Annotated in this window: 23 protein-coding genes; 9 read left to right on the forward strand and 14 right to left on the reverse strand. The window is 47.4% G+C overall.

All coding sequences use genetic code 11. The features are described from left to right. Nucleotides 1-50: 50 nt before the first annotated feature. The 6 genes from AC1S5B_RS04545 to AC1S5B_RS04570 all read right to left on the reverse strand — a co-directional run bounded on the left by AC1S5B_RS04545 (nucleotide 51) and on the right by AC1S5B_RS04570 (nucleotide 3,959). Entirely contained in the window at nucleotides 51-1,022 is a 972-nt protein-coding gene (locus AC1S5B_RS04545; RefSeq protein ID WP_482034515.1) for a DnaJ C-terminal domain-containing protein, read from the reverse strand. Between the two features lie 35 nt (nucleotides 1,023-1,057). Next, on the reverse strand, nucleotides 1,058-1,585 hold the full coding sequence (locus AC1S5B_RS04550) for an AAA family ATPase (protein ID WP_482034516.1): 528 nt from the start codon (nucleotides 1,583-1,585) through the stop codon (nucleotides 1,058-1,060). A 176-nt stretch (nucleotides 1,586-1,761) separates the two neighbouring features. Beyond that, nucleotides 1,762-1,932, reverse strand: a complete 171-nt coding sequence (locus tag AC1S5B_RS04555) for a chlorophyll a/b-binding protein (protein ID WP_458649531.1) — start codon at nucleotides 1,930-1,932, stop codon at nucleotides 1,762-1,764. A gap of 128 nt (nucleotides 1,933-2,060) precedes the next feature. After that, entirely contained in the window at nucleotides 2,061-2,480 is a 420-nt protein-coding gene (locus tag AC1S5B_RS04560; protein ID WP_482034517.1) for a secondary thiamine-phosphate synthase enzyme YjbQ, read from the reverse strand. 27 nt (nucleotides 2,481-2,507) lie between these two features. Then, nucleotides 2,508-3,596 (reverse strand): glycosyl transferase, encoded by a 1,089-nt coding sequence (locus tag AC1S5B_RS04565; RefSeq protein WP_482034518.1) that lies wholly within the window; start codon nucleotides 3,594-3,596, stop codon nucleotides 2,508-2,510. Between the two features lie 117 nt (nucleotides 3,597-3,713). Further along, nucleotides 3,714-3,959: a hypothetical protein gene (locus AC1S5B_RS04570; RefSeq protein ID WP_482034519.1), complete on the reverse strand. Its 246-nt coding sequence runs from the start codon at nucleotides 3,957-3,959 to the stop codon at nucleotides 3,714-3,716. A gap of 230 nt (nucleotides 3,960-4,189) precedes the next feature. On the opposite strand from AC1S5B_RS04570, the gene chlP reads away from it, so the two are divergent. Then, complete coding sequence (gene chlP, locus AC1S5B_RS04575; protein WP_482034520.1) at nucleotides 4,190-5,413, forward strand: geranylgeranyl reductase; 1,224 nt, start codon at nucleotides 4,190-4,192, stop codon at nucleotides 5,411-5,413. Nucleotides 5,414-5,496: 83 nt separating this feature from the next. Then, the gene (locus AC1S5B_RS04580) at nucleotides 5,497-6,042 is read left to right on the forward strand and encodes a GIY-YIG nuclease family protein (RefSeq protein ID WP_482034521.1); all 546 of its coding nucleotides are present in this window, start codon (nucleotides 5,497-5,499) and stop codon (nucleotides 6,040-6,042) included. 368 nt (nucleotides 6,043-6,410) lie between these two features. Here AC1S5B_RS04580 and AC1S5B_RS04585 read toward each other — a convergent pair whose 3' ends face one another. Next, the gene (locus AC1S5B_RS04585; protein WP_482034522.1) at nucleotides 6,411-6,560 is read right to left on the reverse strand and encodes a hypothetical protein; all 150 of its coding nucleotides are present in this window, start codon (nucleotides 6,558-6,560) and stop codon (nucleotides 6,411-6,413) included. 189 nt (nucleotides 6,561-6,749) lie between these two features. Here AC1S5B_RS04585 and AC1S5B_RS04590 point away from each other — a divergent pair, with 189 nt between their 5' ends. Further along, nucleotides 6,750-7,013, forward strand: a complete 264-nt coding sequence (locus AC1S5B_RS04590) for a hypothetical protein (protein WP_482034523.1) — start codon at nucleotides 6,750-6,752, stop codon at nucleotides 7,011-7,013. A gap of 43 nt (nucleotides 7,014-7,056) precedes the next feature. Here the strand turns inward: AC1S5B_RS04590 and AC1S5B_RS04595 are convergent, their stop codons facing one another. Both AC1S5B_RS04595 and AC1S5B_RS04600 read right to left on the reverse strand, forming a co-directional pair. Then, a complete protein-coding gene (locus AC1S5B_RS04595; RefSeq protein ID WP_482034524.1) occupies nucleotides 7,057-9,993 on the reverse strand; it encodes a glycosyltransferase family 39 protein in 2,937 nt (978 codons plus the stop codon). A gap of 13 nt (nucleotides 9,994-10,006) precedes the next feature. Continuing rightward, on the reverse strand, nucleotides 10,007-10,444 hold the full coding sequence (locus AC1S5B_RS04600) for a GNAT family N-acetyltransferase (RefSeq protein ID WP_482034525.1): 438 nt from the start codon (nucleotides 10,442-10,444) through the stop codon (nucleotides 10,007-10,009). Nucleotides 10,445-10,564: 120 nt separating this feature from the next. Between AC1S5B_RS04600 and dprA the strand changes: the two genes are divergently transcribed. The 3 genes from dprA (at nucleotide 10,565) to AC1S5B_RS04615 (ending at nucleotide 13,820) form a co-directional block, all read left to right on the forward strand. Beyond that, nucleotides 10,565-11,692: a DNA-processing protein DprA gene (dprA, locus tag AC1S5B_RS04605; RefSeq protein WP_482034526.1), complete on the forward strand. Its 1,128-nt coding sequence runs from the start codon at nucleotides 10,565-10,567 to the stop codon at nucleotides 11,690-11,692. A gap of 346 nt (nucleotides 11,693-12,038) precedes the next feature. Continuing rightward, nucleotides 12,039-12,914 carry a DUF2382 domain-containing protein gene (locus AC1S5B_RS04610; protein ID WP_482034527.1) on the forward strand — a complete coding sequence of 292 codons (876 nt, stop codon included), beginning with the start codon at nucleotides 12,039-12,041 and terminating at the stop codon, nucleotides 12,912-12,914. 432 nt (nucleotides 12,915-13,346) lie between these two features. Beyond that, a complete protein-coding gene (locus tag AC1S5B_RS04615; protein WP_482034528.1) occupies nucleotides 13,347-13,820 on the forward strand; it encodes a DUF2382 domain-containing protein in 474 nt (157 codons plus the stop codon). Between the two features lie 18 nt (nucleotides 13,821-13,838). On the opposite strand, the gene AC1S5B_RS04620 is transcribed toward AC1S5B_RS04615, so the two are convergent. Next, the gene (locus tag AC1S5B_RS04620) at nucleotides 13,839-14,324 is read right to left on the reverse strand and encodes an NAD(P)/FAD-dependent oxidoreductase (protein ID WP_482034529.1); all 486 of its coding nucleotides are present in this window, start codon (nucleotides 14,322-14,324) and stop codon (nucleotides 13,839-13,841) included. Nucleotides 14,325-14,637: 313 nt separating this feature from the next. Further along, entirely contained in the window at nucleotides 14,638-15,387 is a 750-nt protein-coding gene (locus tag AC1S5B_RS04625; protein ID WP_482034530.1) for a S1C family serine protease, read from the reverse strand. Between the two features lie 302 nt (nucleotides 15,388-15,689). On the opposite strand from AC1S5B_RS04625, the gene AC1S5B_RS04630 reads away from it, so the two are divergent. Both AC1S5B_RS04630 and AC1S5B_RS04635 read left to right on the forward strand, forming a co-directional pair. After that, nucleotides 15,690-16,349 carry a hypothetical protein gene (locus AC1S5B_RS04630; protein ID WP_482034531.1) on the forward strand — a complete coding sequence of 220 codons (660 nt, stop codon included), beginning with the start codon at nucleotides 15,690-15,692 and terminating at the stop codon, nucleotides 16,347-16,349. 259 nt (nucleotides 16,350-16,608) lie between these two features. Beyond that, entirely contained in the window at nucleotides 16,609-17,475 is an 867-nt protein-coding gene (locus tag AC1S5B_RS04635; RefSeq protein ID WP_482034532.1) for a peptidoglycan-binding protein, read from the forward strand. A 71-nt stretch (nucleotides 17,476-17,546) separates the two neighbouring features. Here AC1S5B_RS04635 and AC1S5B_RS04640 read toward each other — a convergent pair whose 3' ends face one another. Beyond that, a complete protein-coding gene (locus AC1S5B_RS04640; protein ID WP_482034533.1) occupies nucleotides 17,547-18,365 on the reverse strand; it encodes a S1C family serine protease in 819 nt (272 codons plus the stop codon). 91 nt (nucleotides 18,366-18,456) lie between these two features. Beyond that, nucleotides 18,457-19,212: a DUF1997 domain-containing protein gene (locus AC1S5B_RS04645; protein WP_482034534.1), complete on the reverse strand. Its 756-nt coding sequence runs from the start codon at nucleotides 19,210-19,212 to the stop codon at nucleotides 18,457-18,459. Between the two features lie 272 nt (nucleotides 19,213-19,484). On the opposite strand from AC1S5B_RS04645, the gene AC1S5B_RS04650 reads away from it, so the two are divergent. Further along, nucleotides 19,485-20,144: an SDR family oxidoreductase gene (locus tag AC1S5B_RS04650; RefSeq protein WP_482034535.1), complete on the forward strand. Its 660-nt coding sequence runs from the start codon at nucleotides 19,485-19,487 to the stop codon at nucleotides 20,142-20,144. Between the two features lie 24 nt (nucleotides 20,145-20,168). Here AC1S5B_RS04650 and AC1S5B_RS04655 read toward each other — a convergent pair whose 3' ends face one another. After that, a complete protein-coding gene (locus AC1S5B_RS04655) occupies nucleotides 20,169-20,525 on the reverse strand; it encodes a metal-sensing transcriptional repressor (protein WP_482034536.1) in 357 nt (118 codons plus the stop codon). Between the last annotated feature and the right edge of the window lie 115 nt (nucleotides 20,526-20,640).

Consider the following 20,640-nt stretch of genomic DNA (forward strand, 5'->3'; position numbering starts at 1 on the left):
TGTGAGTGAGTCAAGACGTAATTTGATCTAGCTTACTCACAGCATATTTATCAAAGCCGGATATCTTTGAGGCGCGATCGCGGATCATACGTGCGATTGTCTCGAATTTTTTCGTAGTATTCTCGTTCAATCTCACTTAACTCTTTAGGCGGAGTAATCACTACGCGCACCATTTGGTCGCCCCGATCTCCTTTGGATTTTGTCCACCCTTTGCCCCGCAGCCGTAAAGATTGACCGGAGCGAATTCCAGCCGGAATGTTCATTGTCACTAAGCCATCAGGGGTTGGTATTGCGATCGCGGCACCCAAAACCGCTTCATCAGGAGTAATGGGCAATTCGCACACCAAATTATCCCCGTCAAACTGGAAAAATGGATGAGGCGCAATGTCAATCGTTAGATAGAGATCGCCGCGTTGAGTGGTGTAGTGAGGGCTATAGCTGCCTTTTCCTCGAACCCGAACGCGACTTCCAGGCTTTGCACCGGCTGGGATGCGAACATCAATCGCTTCTTTTCCCAAAGACAAACGTTTTTGCACCCCATTAAATGCCTCTGCCAGCGTGAGGGTTAGAATCGCTTCATTGTCTAGTCCCGCTGTGCTGCCCGGTGGGGCACCTGTCGTTCCGGATGAAGGACGATAGCGGTTAGAACTGCTAAAACCAGGATCAGATCCCATGCGTCCCAACAGTTCGTTGATAAATTCGTCAAAGCTGCCATAGCGACCAAATTCAACGCCATCGAAGTCTACATTGCTGCTGTTGCCTCCGTAGGGCGATCGCGGCTGTTCTCCCTGTTTCCAATACTGCCCAAACTGGTCATATTTTCGGCGCTTATCTGGATCGGACAGCACCTCATAGGCTTCGCTGACTTGTTTAAACTGGTTTTCTGCTTGGCGATCGCCAGGATTCATATCAGGATGATATTTACGTGCCAGCTTGCGGTATGCCTTTTTAATTTCATCCGCATCGACTGACTTACTCAGCCCCAATGCCGCATAGTAGTCTTTGTAATCGGCCGCTGCCATCAACCCCTACCTCTATTACGCACTTCTATTAGCGCCTAGTCACTCAATGGTAATCCCAGATTAACAAAAACTGGTAGCTCCCATCTCTGGCTTCCTAGCCTCACAAAGCTATCAAACCCTTCTAGCCTTGATGGTGGTGCGCTCCGCAAACGGCGACTCATGTGCTGAATAACGTCAGGCGGGACTTGGCGATCGCGCTGCTGATTCTGCTGCAAACAAAGCCATAGGGGTGTATTGAGCCAAATCCCGGTTACATGGGTAAAGCCAGATTGGCGGGCAAGGGCGATCGCCTCTCGTCGCTGCCTTCGCACTACGTTTGTTGCATCATAGATCGCCGCTGATCTCTGACCCTGATGAATTTGACTCGCCGCACCTGCCAGTCTTTGCCCTACCATTTGCCAAATTTGCAGCCAGTCTCCTTGGATTGATTCATCTCCATATAGATCTAGTCGAATCCTATCCGTTGAAATCAAGGCACAATTGGGACATTCATTCAGCAAGGCGGCTACCAGCGTGGATTTTCCACTGCCGGGAAGACCAATCAAAAAAAATAGGTGCGCCATCCTAAACTGCGATCGATATAAAATCGAAAAACACTCAATTCATGTTCAATTATTTGTTTTCCGCGAAGCAATAAGGTCATAACTAGTCCAAAAAAACTCCAAAAAAACGGGCTTCTCGCCGGAGAAACCCATTTTTCTAACCTATTGCTTTGTCAAATCCCTGTGTCTTGAGCAAACTACATCAAGCCCAAAAAGTGAAGAACACCTTGACTGGTCACCAATTCAGTGATTAAAGCAGATACGAATCCAATCATTGCAAAGCGACCGTTCCACAGCTCAGCTTGGGGGGTGAAACCGAATTTCCAACTGTTGCGATCTTCAGCAATGATGATTTTTTCAGTGGTCATGATTCAATACTCCAATTTCATTCCTACCTATGTGCCTATTGTAAACAGATGTTAACGAAAGTGTCAAATCGTAAACAAACAGAAGTGAGCAAATTTAGATTTTTCCTTGGATAGAATTCTGAATTAGGCTAAAAGTCGCCCATAATATGCACCACTAATTCGCGGCTGGAACCCTGCTGGCGATGCTCCCACAAGTAAATGCCCTGCCAAACCCCTAGTAATAGCCGATGATTGGCAACGGGAATTTGCTCAGATGTGTGGGTTAACACGGTGCGGATATGGGCAGGCATATCGTCAGCGCCTTCCGTGCTGTGAATATAGTTCTCCCACTCTGGCACCAGCTTGGCAAAAAAGTTTTCTAAATCTTTCAGCACATCCGGGTCGGCATTTTCTTGAATCACCAAACTGGCGGAGGTATGACGCAAAAACAAACTGCATAAGCCCACCCGCACACCGGACTGTGCCACCACAGCCTGCACCTGCGACGTGATTTTGCAAAAGGACTTACCTGTGGTAGAAATCCGCAGTGTTTGTTGGAACTGAGTCATAGGGGTTGTAAATGACGATGATTTATCCTATTCCTTTTCAAAAAAGTTGAGGATGGCTTGGGCAATTTCGTGATTGCCGTCAGTGATGATCTCATGGGATTGGAGGGGTGGTTGCAGCGGTTCTTGGAGAAACTTCCAGGTGCCTGTAAAAAACTCGGCGGGTTGCAGAATCCGGTGAGAGACGTAGTTTTGGGTGGCGCGGAGTAAAACAGGGGCTTCAGCAAAATCGTCGCGGGTGATGGAAATGATGGGTAGGTGTTGGCGGCACGCTTCGGAAAAGGTGCTGTAGCCCGGTTTGGAAATCATGCAGTAACAGAGGGGCATGACATCCACGGGGCGATATTCAGGGCTGCTGAGTTTGATTAGGTTGGGGAGATTTGGAGCGTTGCGATCGAAGGTGATGAACTGCCAATCGGCAAAGTATTCCAGGTTTTGGTAAGGGATTTGCTCTAAGCCCAAGCCGCCAAAGGTGAGCAGCACCGTGCGCTCTTTCGGGGCAGTCAGATTGAGATCGCGTTTTAGCTGCTCTGGACTATAGCGGGGGGTTCCGCCTGTAAATCCCACATCGGTAATGTGAGGGAAAGCCGTCATGGGTTCATGAAGGGGCAAACGAAACAGACGATCGCACTGACTAAAACAGCCCCGAATCCACTCTATAGTTTCGCCAAACTCCGGCAATTCATCTTGCCATGCCTGATAAATAAAATCCCAGCCAAAGTTGCTCATCATATAGCAGGGAATATTGGCGGCTTTAGCGATCGCGGCAGCCAAGGGCGGCAAATCTGCCAGAATCAGTCCCACCCGATTTTGTTTGATAAAGTTGACTTCGGACGCAACGATAGAAGCCTGACGCGCTTTCAACTCTTGGAGCTTTTTCAGCGTGGCAGCTTTATTCATCGTGATGCTGTCAGTTTGAAGCACGCCAATATCATAGGCACGGGGACGCAAAATGAAGTCGCCTGAAATATAGCCTTCCAATAACCATCGCGGAGCCGTGGTCACTAAAATGAGCAATATTTCAGGACACAAGCGCTGAATTTCAGCGGCAACGGAAGCCGCACGAGTGGCGTGTCCAAAGCCATGGTTGGTGATGGCGAGGTAGAGAATGGGGCGCATGAAACGGCGAATAATGAGAGGCTGTGTAGGAATCGTTTGGCGGGTTAATACTCCAAAGTCACGGTTTTGAAATTGTTTGATTGATATAGTGTGAAGCTTTTTCAGCAAGTGGATCGGTTATGGAGATAAAAGCGTTCGCAATTGATGGGCACTGTTTTCAAGCGTTTCCACTTGAGTATCTAAAATTTCGAGGCGTTGAACAATGCGATCGCGCTTCTGTTCTAGGGTTTCTAGCTCACGCTTTAGGAGAGTTTTTTCAGTGATCAACTCATAAATATCTAAGTAGGCAGCCGATTTTATCGGTGGGCAAAGCCTCGTACTGATTTTAAGAGAGTTGAGATCTTGAGAAAGTGGGGAACGCATAGATGATCCTGATAGAAGACGCACCCTAGTCTTCCCCTTTTGATTGAGGAACCCTACAGCCGACCTGAAGGACTTGTCTTAATATTTTGAATTACGTTTTCATTAAGCTGCATTACGGCAATTGTTAAACTCTATTTCAAATGGTGCGATATAACGTCGTCAGCGCCCTTTGGATGAAAAGTCCGTGATAGTATGCTTCTTAGCTTTTACAACGATTTAGGAGAAAAGCTTTGGCACTACGCGTTGCAGTTATCGGTGGTGGACCTGCTGGTTCATCCGCTGCGGAAGTTTTAACAAAAGCTGGAATCGAAACCTATTTAATTGAACGCAAATTAAACAATGTTAAGCCCTGCGGTGGTGCCATTCCCCTGTGTATGGTCAGCGAGTTTGATTTACCTCCAGAAATTATCGATCGCCGCGTGCGAAAGATGAAGATGATCTCGCCTTCCAATGTGGAAGTCAACATTGGCAGCACCTTGAAGGATGACGAGTATATTGGCATGTGCCGCCGTGAGGTGCTGGATGGATTTTTGCGCGATCGCGCTGAGAAGTTGGGTGCAAAAGTCATTAATGGTACTTTACACAAGCTAGAAATTCCCAGCAATGACACCGATCCCTACGTGTTGCACTACGCCGACCACTCCAACGGCACCTTGGAAGGGGAACACAAAAAACTGAAAGTGGATTTGGTGGTGGGCGCAGATGGGGCAAATTCCCGCGTTGCCAAAGCGATTGATGCAGGCGACTACAACTACGCGATCGCCTTCCAAGAGCGCATCCGCATCCCCGACGACAAAATGGCATATTACGAAGACCTGGCAGAAATGTATGTGGGTGATGATGTTTCCCCCGACTTCTACGCTTGGGTCTTCCCCAAGTATGACCACGTTGCGGTGGGCACCGGCACCATGAAGCCGAATCAATCCCGGATTAAAGAACTGCAAAAGGGCATTCGCAACCGGGCAGCAGCCAAATTGCGCGGTGGCAAAATCATTCGGGTGGAAGCACATCCTATTCCTGAACATCCCAGACCCCGGCGCGTCGTCGGTAGAGTCGCGCTGGTAGGCGATGCGGCTGGCACTGTGACCAAATCGTCCGGCGAAGGCATTTATTTCGCGGCAAAATCAGGGCGGATGTGCGCTGAGGCGATCGTCGAGTTCTCGGAACAGGGCACTCGTACCCCTACCGAGAAAGATCTCAAGGTCTATATTCAGCGGTGGGATAAGCAATATGGCATCACTTACCTAGTGCTAGATCTTCTACAGCGTGTCTTCTATCGCACCGATGCGACCCGTGAGGCATTTGTGGAAATGTGTGCCGATATGGATGTGCAAAAGCTCACCTTTGATAGCTACCTTTACAAAACCGTCGTTCCAGCGAATCCTTTGGTGCAGTTGAAAATTACGGCAAAAACCATTGGTAGCCTGATTCGCGGCAATGCCCTCGCGCCTTAAACGGGTTGGTTAGTTTCACGCGATCGCAAGGGCGTATTTCACAGCGCCCTTGCTGCCTTTTAAAGGTTGATTGAATTATCACAATGACCACTTCTCAAACCGATGTCCTGCCCCTAAGTACTTTAGAATTCGTCACCTACTTAGGTGTTAGTGGCTTAGTGCCCGACCAGTTTCAGGGCAAAGTTGGTGTTTATGCCATTTTTGATGCTGATAAAATCTTGCAATATATCGGCTATTCGCGAGACATTTACTTAAGCCTGAAGCAGCATCTCGTGCGACAACCGCAGTCTTGCTATTGGCTGAAAGTGCAGACCATCGATCGCCCCAGCCGCACCGTCCTAGAAGGCATTCGAGATGCGTGGATTGCTGAGAATAAGGTATTACCCATAGGCAATGGGGCGGATGTTGATGCGTGGAATCAGCCAATTGACGTGAAGCAAACCATGACGGCTGAGGAACAAGCAAGTTTTGCAAATGCCATCAATGAAGCGGCTCAAGTCAAAGTTTTGAAGCAGGTAGCGCGACGAGTAGAATCAGCGGTGCTGGAAACTTTGAAGACTCGCGGCGTGCAAGAGGACATTCGGTTTAACCCTAAGCTCAAAGAAGCAGGGCTGTTGGATCTCAAGTAACATCAATGTTCATGCCACGCTCAGACAAGATTCCCCCTGGAAAGACATTTTACGCGAATACTTTCAGGACGCAATTACCTTCTTCTTTCCCCTGACCGCAGCACGGATTGAGTGGAACTGCCCCCATGAGTTTCTGGATAAGGAGTTCCAGAAAATTGCCCCAGAAGCGGAAATTGGCAAACGATACGCGGCTCAACTGGTCAAAGTGTGGGTTAAACAGGGGCAGGAATTGTGGCTACTAATTCATAATGAGATTGTGCGACGTGAAAGTCGTGCATTGAGCGCAATCGGGCTACTAGGACTGAGGCTACGGAGCCTCCTGGGACTCCTTGCTCCCAGTTTCCACGTAACGGAGTCACTGACTCTGCCTACATCAGCAGTAAGTAAGAATGAGTGGAGATGACCAAGCGCAACTCTCGCTTACCCTCGGCTCGTTTGAGCCAAAACCAAGAAACGGTGAGCGGGTAGGAGATGCCTTTACCGATTTGCCCTCCCCGCTTGCTGTGGCGATCGCGCACCCAAGCGGTCTATCTCCAGTAAAGTTGTGCGACGATTCGACACGATCCAAAATTTTTTCTGTAACATAGGATACGAAACTGAATTCTTGCATCTGATTTTACTCACTTGTGTTTTGAGACTTGCAAATAATAGTCACAGTCAAAGTCGGCAAAACAAAGCAAGATACAGCGTGTTTTTGGAGATTAGTGATGGAACTTGAAAAGGAATTTCAAACTCATATCCATCGGCAGAAGATGAGTACTGCCCATCGAGTTTCGGCAGCCTTGCCCACTCAGCGATCGCTCTCTTCTATATCCAGTTCTTCCACTTGGGTAAAGCTACATAATTCCCCCGCAGAGATTTGTCAGGATGAGGCGCTATTGCTGTGTCAAGCCGCTAATCATCAATGGGTTGCTTGGATTCCTGACTATGGCAAAATCTTGCTGACAGCCGAAGATTTTTCTGTGGAATAAAATAGGTGCGGTGCGTAGGACTCAACACACCCTACGCGATCGCCTATTGTCCTTTTTGATATTTCTGAAAGTGCTGCCATGCTTGAATGATATTTCCCTGCATGAGAGAGGCAATGCTGCTGAGAGCGTGTATTTCTGGACTAGCGGGATCGAGCTTGAGCGCACTTTGCAAGGCGGTTTGAGCCGCACCGGGGCGGAAGTCGTATAGGTTGACAAAAGCAAGAAAGGCGTAGGAATAGGGATTTTGCGAATCTAGCTGAGTTGCTTTTTGCAGGGCTGCGATCGCAGGGTTTACTTGTCTCATCAAGGCATTTGCAAGAGCTAGGGTGTAGGCATATTGAACATTTTTTGAGTCTTGAAGCAAGCGGTAGTCTGTCGCCTGTTGCACCTGAATCAGGTAATCCTGCACTGGATCGTATTGATTAATCCGAGAAACTTCATTGGAAATTTTTTCTAGAGATTTAACCCCTTGCGGAAGAGTTGCCGCCAAGTTTCGCAGTTGGGTGAGCAAATCTAACTCTGGTGCAGGAGTGGCGGGAGCCGTCGGCTCGATTTTTAGGGTGAGGGGGGGCAGGGCGATCGCTTCGGTTTTTCCCGTTTGGCGATTTAGATACGTGGCTTCTAGAGTGTAAACGCCGGGTGCCGTATTTGCCGGGGGCAGCATTGCCATCCGCTCAGTCACTTGCCAGCGACTTGCTTGCTTCTCTAGTTTCAATATTGCGGGAAATAGTTCGCCCTTCCCAATGCCGTGGTCATGCAGCCAGCGAGTGTTGTCCTTTACTTTCAGCTCACCTTGTTTATGCCAGTTTAAAATCATCAATCCCGGCTGCAATTTGTCCCAGGTGCCCGACCATTGATAGGTTACTGGAATTGGCTTACCCGCAGGTGCAGTTTTTGGGATAGTGATCTGATCTAACCGCACTGCTGCCTTGTTCTTTGTTTGAGGATTGACGATTGTTTGCAGGGTGTCTGATTTTTCGACTTCTTGGCTGACCTTAGGAGTGATGACATCCGGCGTTTCGCTTTCGACTTCAGGCTTCTGCACTTCGGACTTTTGCACTTCGGACTTTTGCACTTCGGACTTTGAACTTTGGGCGATCGCGCTTCGCGCAACGAGGTCGTTCGCTTGTTTCACTTCCACCGCTGCCACTTTTCGGCGGTAGAGCTTTAAGCTACTTTGGTCTGGCAATGCCCAAGTTTGATGCAGTTGAAAATCTTTGCCTTGCTCCACTGCCTGCACTAAGGCAGTTTGGGCATCTTGTTTGCGAATGGCTCCTTGATCATCGGTTTTGCTCAGAAACCAGCTCAGCGATCGCTGATCTTTTTCGATGTTTTTTTGGCGATCGCCCACCTGCCGCCCAAACACTTGAGCGTTTTGCAATAGACCAAAGTAGTTGATATTGTGTTGATTCACCTCCGGCGTAGAAGGCAATACCCCAACCGTAGCGATTAAATGAGGATCAGCTTTCACAATTGCCGCAATCACTTGGGCATGGGGAAAGGGTTTGCCTTGGTATGGAAAGAAGCGCGAAGCGGGCGATCGCCCGGTAGATTGCCCCGCAAAAATCGGAAACAAACTACTCAGCATCATCACGATCGCCAGTGAAATCGTTGCCCAAGGTAAGACTCGCCACGATCGCGGAAACAGCGTCATGCCATAGGCAAGCACCACCGACATCGCCGGCAAGTAAGGCGCAATATATCGTGCGTCCTTATTGGGGTTTAGGGTAGACATCAGATATGCCCCTAAGATGAAAACCAGCAACCAGCCGAGCGATCGCTGCGTGGCTGCATAACATGTCTGGCGGCGATCTCGTAGGGCTGCCACGGTATTCAATGAAGTTCCGTCTTTGCCCATGCGCGATCGCCGCCAAAACAAGGCAATTCCCACCAGCGGCACTAGCAGCAACGGCAACGACACCATGCCGGGAAGCTCTGCCAGATAAAGCGTCAAGCCTGGGAAGGACCAGACTGGTGCTTGCCCCTCTGCGATCGCAGAATCAATCGTCGCCCGTTTGCTAGAAGTCAAAATTAGTAGCCAGTTTGTGCGATACCACGGAAACCATATTGGCAGCGATACCAGCAATCCCAAAGCAAATTGTCCTAACCGGTGCCACTCACGCCGCCGCAAAATCTCCCCCAACACCCACAGCATCGGCACCAGCATAAACAGAAGCGATGGTTGTTTAGTCATCAACGCTAGACCTAGCGTGATGCCAAACAGCACGGCAAGCAGCCAGGGAACGTAAGGGGCGAGGGGCGAGGGGGGCGGAGTTAGAGATTCGCGGATAGTGTCTGAGAGGGGTTGACTAGACGCAGCCACGGACGCAGCAGGGCTAGAGGGTGGGATTTCATCAAGGGCGACGAGGGTTACTTCGCCCTCTTTTTTTAGGTTTAACGGTTCGGCTAAGGGTTCTCTGGTTTTCTCTGTTTGATGCCGACTCACTCCTCTCCATAGAGTGAGGCAGGTAAAACACAGGGTCACCATGGCGGTAAGCGGATAGTCAAGCAGAAACTCTAGCCGCAATTGATAGAGAATCGGCATGAGGGTGCTAAGTGTTGCCGCCCATAGTCCTACTTTCCAGTCAAAGAGAAAGGTGCCTAGACTATAGACTGCTGCTAATAAAATAGCGCTGTAGAGCAGCATCACCAAAAAACTCTGATCGATGCCTGTGCCAAACACATTCAGAAACGGCGCGGTGGAAATGTAGACAAGGGGAGGAATCTTGCTGGATAGCAGCCATAAATCAGTCCACCAACTGCCAGAAAACCATTGCGGCGTGGCAAGAGCATTCCAGTAGATTAAAGCGCCTGTAAGGTAGTCTGCTTGATCCCAGGACGGAACGGAGTGGTCGAGTGCTAGCCAAGTGCGATCGACGATTGCCCCTGCTAGCCAAATGACAGCCAAAAAGGGTAGCCCTTTCAGCCAAGCAGGACGCGTTTTATCTGGAAGCTGCTCTGCGGAATCGTGACCCAACACCCGTTCTATCCGACTACCGCAACGACTTTTTCATCTTAATATGAGGAATTCCGGCTTCCTCAAATGGGGTTCCTTCTATTTGAAACCCTAGCCGTTCGTAAAATAATTGCACTGATTGTTGGGCATTCATGCAGACTTCTGTTGCCTGTTTTGCGATCGCGAAGCTAAAAGTATACTCCATCAACCGTTGACCAATGCCTTTTCCTCTGGCTTCAAGCAAGACGGCAACCCGTTCCACCTTGATGATCTGCGGCGTGAGCCAGCGAAGGCGGGTTGTGCCGACTGGTTTTTTATCTAAAAATGCTAACAAGTGAGTTGATCGCTCATCTTCGCCATCGAACTCCAGTGCCGCATCAACTCCCTGCTCAACCTGAAACACTAGGTATCGGATTTGAAACACTTGAGGTAACTCATCGGGCAGGGTTGCTACTCGAATAATCAAGTCATTCATGCAAATACTCCTTGCTCCATTGCGAATTTTCTATGTCCCAAGGGCACTCTAGCCTTAATTCCTCGATTGAGGAAATGCGATTTATTTAAGGCAGCGTTAGGCTGTAATTTCTGGGTGCCCATGATAGAAGAACGCGCTTTTTGGCTGGCAATGTCGGGGATCGATGGCATTGGTCCCATTTCACTCCGACGCTTACATAAACATTTTGGCTCCTTAGCCGCCGCATGGGAGGCGTATCCGGCTGATTTACTGGAAGTGGAGGGCGTTGGGCTGCAAACCGCAGATGCGATCGCCCAGGCGCGACGACAAATTCAACCCGCAGAATTATTGCAGCAGCATGAACAGGCAAACCCAACATTTTGGACTCCCGGCGATCGCGACTATCCCCGGCTGCTATTGGAAGTGCCCGATCCGCCCCCGATGCTTTACTATCGCGGCATTATGGAGCCACTGGAACTTGTCGGCGTGACCCCGATGATCGCGATCGTCGGCACCCGCAACCCCTCGGATTATGGTAGACGTTGGACGCGACGGATTACAAAAATGCTAGTCAATCATGGCTTTACGATTGTCTCAGGATTAGCAGAAGGGATTGATACCGAAGTGCATCAGAGTTGTGTTGAAGCAGGTGGGCGAACGATCGCCGTTTTAGGCTGTGGCTCCGATGTCGTCTATCCCTGGAGCAACCGAGGACTTTATCAACAAGTCATGCAGCAGGGATTGATCATCAGCGAACACGCTGCTGGCACTCAGCCTGATCGGATGTTTTTTCCGCGCCGAAATCGTGTGATTGCTGGATTATGTCGCGCCACTTTGGTCATGGAAGCACCTGAAAGATCTGGTGGTTTAATCACCGCGCGCTATGCCAATGAATACGGGCGTGATGTGTATGTGCTACCCGGCAGCTTGGATAATCCCAAGGCGATCGGCTGCCTCAATTTAGTTGAGCAAGGAGCGCAATTAATATTAGGCGAAGACAAACTAATTGAAAAACTAGGAATGCTGCCCCAACTCGATCGCCCTACTCCCACCGCCCAATCGAGCATTCCTCTTAACCTGCCGCCAGAACTACAGCAAATTCTGCTAGCCCTTGCGGAAACCCAACTCTCTAACCCAGAAGGTGTTCCTCTCGATCTGCTTGTCCAAAAGACTGGACTCGCCGCTGGCGCTGTTTTAAGCTCCCTGACCACTCTGGAAATGCAAGATCTAATTACAACCCAGCCCGGAATGCGCTACCAATCGAGATAAAAGGCAAGGAAAAACTTTAGAACTCACAACTCAAAGCATTTTCTGCGGCTAACGTTTAAGTTAAGCCGTACCTTCTTCTAACCATATAAAAACTTATAAGTAGCTATTTTCCATACTGAGAATTGCTGCTTCGGACATATAAATATGGCAGTTCAAAATCAATCATGAACATATCAATGATTTTCAAGTAATCGCAATTCTACTGCGACATAAGTTGTAGGTTAAGCACTCAACTTGAGAGATAAACATTGATCTTGCTTAGGGAGGATGAAACGCCATAAGCAGCTTGTTAGTCTTGTTTATGTTAAGAGTTCAAGTAAAACCTCACAACCAGGGATATAAAACAATGCCACTTCATAAAATTAAAGATTTTGATCCCGATTATCGTAAGCACTTCGATGACCAAGATATTGTTGGTTATGGTCTTTATGCAGGAAATGATAAGGTCGGTTCAGTTGATGATTTGTTAGTAGATGATACGGGTAAGATTCGGTATTTGATTATCAACACCGGCACTTGGATTTTGGGCAAGAAAGTATTGCTACCCATTGGGCGATCGCGCATTGATTACAAAGGTCATCGAATTACTGCTGAAGGGTTAACTCGTGCCCAAGCAGAATCATTACCTCAATATGACGGTTCTATGCCTGTGGATTATGATTATGAAGAGCAAGTCCGCAATGTCTATCGTCCAACTACTGCCTTAGAAAATTCTGCTCCTTTGGATCAGAACATGGCTACTGTTGGCTACGATCGCGACACTTATAACTACGATCATGATGCTTCTTTGTATAACTTAGATGACACCCATCATCAAAGCCTAAAGCTCTATGAAGAGCGATTAATTGCAAACAAAACCCGTGCAAAAACAGGTGAGGTTGCAGTTGGTAAGCGAGTAGAAACTGAAACTGCCAAGGTGTCTGTGCCAATTGAGAAAGAACGTGTAGTCATTGAGCGTACTTCAGGGGCTGGCACAGCCGTTACTTCTGGAGACATGGCGTTTCAAGACGGTGAAGTGGCACGGGTAGAGGTTTACGAAGAAACTCCTGATATTCGGAAGGAAGCCTTTGTTCGCGAAGAAGTCAGTGTTAGAAAAGAAGTTGATCGCGATGTAGTGAATGCTGAAGAAACACTACGCCGGGAAGAACTCAATGTGGATACCCAAGGGACTCCAATTGTGGATCAAGGAGTAGACTCTCGCCGTAACTCTGAACGCGTTTAAGTGTTGCTATCACTAGCACCTTAAAAACTCAGACTTAACTTAGTCCAGGCAGAGCGATAGACCGTTTTGCCTGGATATTATTGATGAATAATCATGCGTTGCCAACTGAAAATAAATTCCGTTTATATACTCATAAGTGCTAAAAGTTAGGAGAAATATAAAGTGTCAAAACAAGAGACTTCTGATTTTAAAAAACTACAAAATCAAGATAAAAAAATAAGAGTTAACCAAAATTTGCAGTCACAAGATTTAGCCTGTTATCAACCTGGAGGTAGTAAGTTTTTTGGAGCTTTAGAAAATTCAGCTTCTCTAGAAGAGCCTAAGTTTATTTACAAGCCAGTTCCAAATTTGTCTACTGTTTCAACAGGCTATTCTTCTCAATCGTCACCTCGGACTGATGATTCAGAACTTTTAGTTGCCGGATCAAGTCAATTGAATTCTCAACCCAATTCAGATATAGCTCCTCCTCACCTGGTGCCAGACGAAGTTGTTCAGGCTGTTTCTACGATTGCTCCACCGCGATTTGAAGAGACGATTTCTTTATTGGAAGAGCGTCTAGTCGTTGATATGCAGAAGCGCAAAGTTGGCGAAGTGATTGTTCGCAAGGAAATTGAGACGCGGATTGTTGAGGTGCCGATTCGCCGCGAGAAATTGATAGTCGAACAAATTAGCCCAACCTTTAAACAGTTAGCAGTGGTTGATTTAGGTCAGATTCATGAAACTGAATTTGATCGGGCTGCTTCCACTCAAACTTCAGCTTTTGATACGTCTGCATATAAGTTTGATGATACTAATGCTGCAATTCAATTTTTAGAAGCGATCGCGTCTGAATCATCTAGTTCGCGACAGACAGTACACATTAGCATTGCGCTGAAAGATAAAATCGACCAGTCTTTCAACTCATAGATCCCATTGCCTAACCTGCTAACCAGTCCGTTGTCCAAGCACTTTGGAAGTTGAAGCCCCCGTCACGCCGTCAATATCTAAGACTTCGCCTGCAAGGTAAAGTCCGGGACATTGGCGACTTTCCATGGTTCTGAAATCTACTTGATTCAGCTTAATGCCGCCACAGGTGACAAATTCTTCTTTGAATATGCCTTTACCGCTGATGATGTACTGTCCTTGAGTCAGTTCTTGGATCAGTTGATTTAGGGTTTTGTTTGATACATCTGCCCAGCGAGTTTCATCTTGATCAATGCCAACAGTCGCGATTAATCGTTCCCATAGACGACGTGGAATAGGCACTGGACAACTGGTGGCAACGAGTCGGCGGGCAAGTTGCGATCGCACTGCCATCATTTGTTCGCGGATGACCTCTGGGTTCATTTGAGGCAGTAAGTTAATCCGCAGGGTGGCGTGATATTGCTGCTCGTGTAGCGCTCTTGCTCCCCAATGAGACAGTTTTAGCACAGCAGGACCGCTCAAACCCCAATGGGTGATTAACAGCGCGCCTGTTTGCTTGAGTAATGACTACACCCGCCTTCTTTGCCGCCCACATCAAGCAGTCTACAATCGTCTCAGAATCGTCCGTGGTTGGAAACATGCGCCCATCAGCATAATCCTCAGTAAACTGCTAGTTTCAAGAGGTTAGCAGCGATCGCTCCAGAAGCTCGTTGAAGACTGCGATCGCGGGTTAGAGAAACGCTCACTCTAGATTATTGATAAGGGCGATCGCCGAAAATCCCATGGCTTCTGATGCTCTCCAGTGTAAAGTCTGTGCGTTCTATTTATTGGGGCGATCGCGAATGGCATCATAGCGAGTCAGCAATTCCTTGATCGCAATCACGCTGGTGGCAAGTCCAGTATTATCTTCCAAAACCCCTTTGTTAATCCCTATGACTTCACCAGCAGTATTAAGCAAGGGTCCCCCAGAGTTGCCAGGGCTAAGCAGACCTGAACTGAGTTGCAAACTGCCTTGCTCAGTGGTGCGAAGAAAGCTGCCAGTGGTCATCGTTCCTGCTTTGCCGCGAGGACTGCCAATCGCATAAACACGATCGCCCGGTTGCAATCGCAAGATGCTTGACAGGCTAACAGTTGGCAAAATGATGGGTGCAGTAGATTTTGTTTTCAATCGCACGATCGCCAAATCATAACGCAGATCAAAATCCACAGTTTCAGCATCATAAACTTCTCCCATAGCAGTTTTCACCGCTAGAGACATGGAATTTTCAACCACATGTTTATTTGTCAAAATTAGTCCATCTGTTCGGATAATCATTCCAGATCCCAACTCTTTCGCCCCATATACTGTCACGACTGCCTTATTTGCTTTTTGAAAAATGGCACTCTCTGCGCTTTTTTGGGATTCTAGAGGAACTAATGGTTTATGCGTTTCGGCCTGAATTGCACGAGCCTGATTCAAATAATTTTTTTCGGCATCTGCTGGAACCAAACTTTTTAGAAAGATGGCAGTGATAGACGTTAAACCTAACAATACGAAGCCACTCCCCAGCATCAAATAGCTCGTTTTCATGCCTCAATATCCATCAAAACTTATCCCTTCGCGATCGCTGTAATTAAGCAAAATTACTCAAATAGGTGATAAAAAATATCGGGTACTGCTTTAAGGAGGATGCAACGACTGATCCAAACGAACCAAGCTAATTAGTACTTGAGTAAAGTATTCTCCATCTGAGCGCATTCAATTAAAACCTTGCTGCTACCATTATTCTGCTCAGTTTCTAAAAATTAGAACAAGAACGTCAGTATTACGCATTGGTAATCTTCTTCAAAACAGTGATCCAGAAAATGATTGTGAATCTTAAAGATAGCTTTATGCCGCTTGTTAGTGGGCTGGCGATTATCCTCAGCCTGACAGGATGCAATACCGTCAAAACTCAAGATCAATCTGCCGCCAGTAGTGATTCATCGCCTAATTCTTCTGCCAAAATCAGTCAGATTTCTGAAGCGAACCCTAGCCCTGGGGCTTCAGCAGCCCCCACTAAAACGACACCCAAGCCTGTTCAACCGTCGGCTTCATTGAAGCTACCTCTAACAGTAGAAAAACTAAAAAATGCAGAATATTTCTTCTTAGCAAAAGGACCTATCAAGCTAGTTAATGGCAAATATGTAGATAAAAGCACGCAACGAACCATCACTCTAGATGACGTTGTAGCCTATGGCGATTTAAACAGAGATGGCATAAAAGATGCAGTTGCATCTCTCAGGGTTGCAATTCCTAACTCTGGCGATGTCACTTATTTAGTCACAGTGATCAATGAGCAGGGAAACCCTAAGAATATTTCTGCGGAATTTGTGGGATCTCAAGTCAGAATAAAAGCGATCGCAGTCAAACCGAACGCCACAATTGAAGCAAAAATTCAACAATTTCGACCTGGTGACCCAGCGTGTTGTCCTAGTTTAGAATTGCTCCGAACCTACAAAATTCGTGATTCAAAAGCAGCCGTTGAACCGAAGGCTGCACCTAAAAAATAGAAGTCAGTCGGCGCTGATTGAACGTAATAAAAAATTAACAATCAACTTTACCAATAAGCGTATGGTAGACTGAGTTATCATTTTCCACTAGGTAGAGTTTATCACTCCCAATGTTTTGATAAGTTTTGCGGATATGGATGAATGCGACTTTTGTACACTCAACACTGCAAAGTTTCAAAAGTATGTTGCATCACTTTATGGGTAGTGCGATCGCGATTTGAAAATCTGGGCAGGTGAAGATTAAGCGATCAAGGAGCTTATGGAATTACTAGCTTTTGTTTATACGGCTGCCAATCACGAAGATTCCACACCTGATCCAGAGGTGACATTGTTGAATCAATCCCATCTCAAGGCTTCGGGTTCTACCTTAATGACGTTGGCAGGTGCGGCTGTGGTAGCAGCATCCGTCAGCAGTGGAAATGCAATGGCAGCAACCGCGTCTTATAGTGCGGGTGCATCTGGCGATGAAGTCGCTCACATTCAAAAAGCCCTAGGCATTCAAGCCGATGGCGCATATGGTGCCAAAACCGAAGCCTCGGTCACGGATTTTCAAGTGCGTCAAGGCTTAAAGCAAGTCGATGGGATTGTGGGGAAAGAAACTGCAACAGCTTTAGGATTAGACGAAAAATATAAGCCTGTAGATTGGGGCAAGGTTAACACCAACAGCGGCATTGGCTTAAATGTCCGCAGTGGTCCAGGGCTGGACTACCGACGGATTGGAGGGTTGGAAGAAGGCGAATCCCTCTATACCTACGGTGAGGTCGTTTCCTATGATCACTATGATTACAGTTGGCAGCGCGAGGCTGAAGGCGGATGGGTCGCTACAGAGTATGTAGACAACTACTATGAACCCACCAGCTACGAAGAAGTAAGTTATCACGAAGAAGATTGTTACGATGACTACTACTACAGCCCGTCTTCTTACAGCCATGGCGGTGGTCATGTTTCAACCAATACCGGAATTGGCTTAAACATTCGCTCTGGTCCAGGGTTACATTACAGCATCGAAGATGGCGCTTACGAAGGTGAGCATTTAGAAACAGTCAATGGAACTGTTTATCAAGATGGGTATGCTTGGGAAGAGCTTTCTGATGGTAGCTGGGTTGCTGCGGAGTATTTAGAGTAAGTTTCAAACCTGTTTAGGTTCTAAATAGGCTGAATTAATTAACAGGGATGTAGGATTTACTTCTATGTCCCTTAATTTTTAGGCTCCCCTGAGGAACGATTTTGCTGGAGAAATTCTTGAACCGCGTTCATGCTGGTGGCAAAACTGTTGCGATCGCCACCACCCCTCTCAGACTGCTTGGCAACTCCTTTGTTCACACCAATCATCTCACCTTGAGTGTTGAGCAACGGTCCACCAGAACTGCCCGGTTTCAGCAAGACATTGGACTCCAAATCCCCATTGGAGCGAATTTTGAGTAACTGCCCTTCAGTGAGAACTCCCGCCTGACCCAAAGGGCTACCGATCGCGCACACAGACTGACCCACTTTAGCAATTCGATTAGAAGTCAGCCGCACAATGGGTAGCAGTGTCTGAGTTTCAAGTTGAACCAGCGCTAAATCATTGCGGCGATCGGTGGCAAGCACTCGTCCATCGTAGCGATTACCCTCTAAGGTTTCGACATAGAGCGATCGCTGTCGTAAGCGACTCACCACATGATGATTAGTCAACACCAACCCATCAGAGCTAATAATGCTACCAGAACCAATCTCTCGCCCTGCATAAACCGTGACCACTGCGACCCCTGCCGACTTGCAGCCGATAGCGACTGAGGACTCAGCCGACAGAGAAGCTAGCACCCTATTGGATTCAGCCTGAACTGGATTATGAATATCCGCATCCGGTGAAACCGGGAAAATAGCAGACGGCAAGGAACGATAGGGCTGATCCAATCCCGACTCAGCCCACAACATTTTGCCAAAATCAGACGCGTCCTGAGTTGGCACAAAGACTGTAAACATACGGGCTGCCGACATCAGAGCCGCCGCCCAAAGTAAGCCTTTAAACTCCATTCAGCCTCAACCCGCAAAGAATAGTGCCATTGTATTAGAACAGCAGCTTCAATCTAACAATTTTTCATCGATCGCCAGCGACTTAGCCACCTTATTCTTTTGTAGACTTGCGATCTGAATTCATCTCCGACTTATGAAAAAGCCAGCGACTGGAGCGCTTTGGAATGGCAAGCCCATGGGTTTGGTGAAAATCTTCTAACACTTTGCGAGTTAGCCGCGTGGAAACTTGATGAACAATTTGGCTCAACAGGCGATCGCCTGTATTTTGAATCAGCGCTTTTGGTAACGCATGAATAAATCGAGGAAACTGAATCATTACCGTCAAATCTAACTGCCATTGAACACAGGTAATCACCGGAGCGACTCCGCGATCGCAGCGAGCCTCACCCTCAAACGGCACTTCCACAAGCTCCATCGCTGCCTGAAAATCAACCTCGTATCCCTCCGCACTGTATCCGGGCACAGGCACGGTCACAATCCGATAAATGCCTGCTTGCGGAGGCAGCAAATCTAGCCCAATCTTGGGTTCTACCTCATAGCCAAACGAACCAAAGCGACCAATTAATAAGGCGTAGCTGTTAGTGCCGATTGGCTCAACTTTCATAGGATCGGCGCATCGACGAAACCATTCATGATGCTGATCCAAGTAGTGGGCAACCGTGGGCGCATCAGCGCACAGTTCCATCCGATCTTTAAACTGGCTATTAAAACGAATTGGCTCATTCACAAGCTGAGCAGCATCCTTTGTAACTGAAACTGAATAGTCCGTGTTTGGTTGAACTGACGCAGTGTGGATTACGCCATTGGGCACTTCAGCAGGTTGTTCGGTATAAGGATATGACTGCATTCGCTTTGAATTCCTAAGTACTGATGAACAACTTTTCTTAGAGTTCCCTCATAAGCAGGATTTCTATCGAGTCAATGAAACACTATCTTAAACATAGCTAGCAGAAATTGGTGAGGCGATTTAAACTTTCTTTGTGCCAGCAGATTCTTTTGGGGCACTTAGCTATAAACCCGATTACCAGTAGCATCAATACTTAAAAAGTAGTGTAAAAAGTAAAGCCAATCATTGCTGCAATAAATCAGTAACATATCACTTTAGTTGAGGGTCTATTTATGAAAGCGTTTGTGGCGGGGGCAACAGGTGAGACTGGGCGCAGAATTGTGTTAGAGCTTCTTGAGCGGCAAATTCCAGTCCGAGCGTTGGTGCGCGAATTAGAATCCGCCCGCTCAATTTTGCCTGCGGAAGTAGAACTAGTCGTGGGAGACGTGCTAAAGCCAGAAACACTCAGTAACGCGATCGCTGATTGTACCGTGGTGCTATCTGCAACAGGCGCTCGTCCTGGGTTCGATCCAACAGGTCCCTATCGCGTTGATTATGAAGGCACCAAAAACTTAGTGAATGCGGCTAAAGCCAAGGGCATTGACCAATTCGTCATGGTGTCTTCCCTCTGCACCTCTCAGTTTTTTCATCCTTTGAATTTATTTTTTCTGATTTTAGTTTGGAAAAAACAGGGAGAAGAGTACTTGCAAGCCAGTGGAATCCCTTACACAATCGTGCGACCGGGCGGCTTAAAAAATGAGGATAACGCAGATGGCGTAGTCATGTCTGGCGCAGATACTTTATTTGAAGGCAGTATCCCTCGAACAAAAGTTGCTCAGACCTGTGTAGAAGCCCTATTTTCCCCGTCATCTCGCAATAAAGTTGTTGAAATTGTGGCAAAACCTGAGGTTTCATCACAACCCTATGACCAACTATTTGCGGGGGTTAAATGAGCAATTTTTTCTGTAAGGGTTTTATTACAGCAAGAAGCGATCGAGGGCTGACTTTAACTCCTGAATTTCCGTTTCAATACTGCCGTCACGAGCGGCACGGGCGATACATTCGGTCAAATGATCGTCCAAAATAATCCGTGCTACTCGGTCTAAGGCTCCGCGAACCGCTGCCACCTGCACCAGCACATCAGGGCAGGGACGATTTTCTTGTACCATGGCTTTAATGCCGCGAATATGACCCTCAATTCGAGACAATCGATTGACCACTTTCCGCAGTGACTCTTCGGTATGAAAATGGGGATGGCTTTTAGATGGATGCCCTTGATGACCACTCTCTTCAATTTCTACGTCATGGGTGTGAGGAAGGTTGGAAGTGGTCATGTAGATTGGAAAAAATGAACGTTATCTGTCGATTTTAGCCTAGGTATTCGTGGAAATCGCGCAGAAAACCTCTATCAAACGCATAGACAACCTCCCTAGGTCGGTAACCCCTACT

It is taken from the genome of Leptolyngbya sp. CALU 1928 (assembly GCF_056784215.1).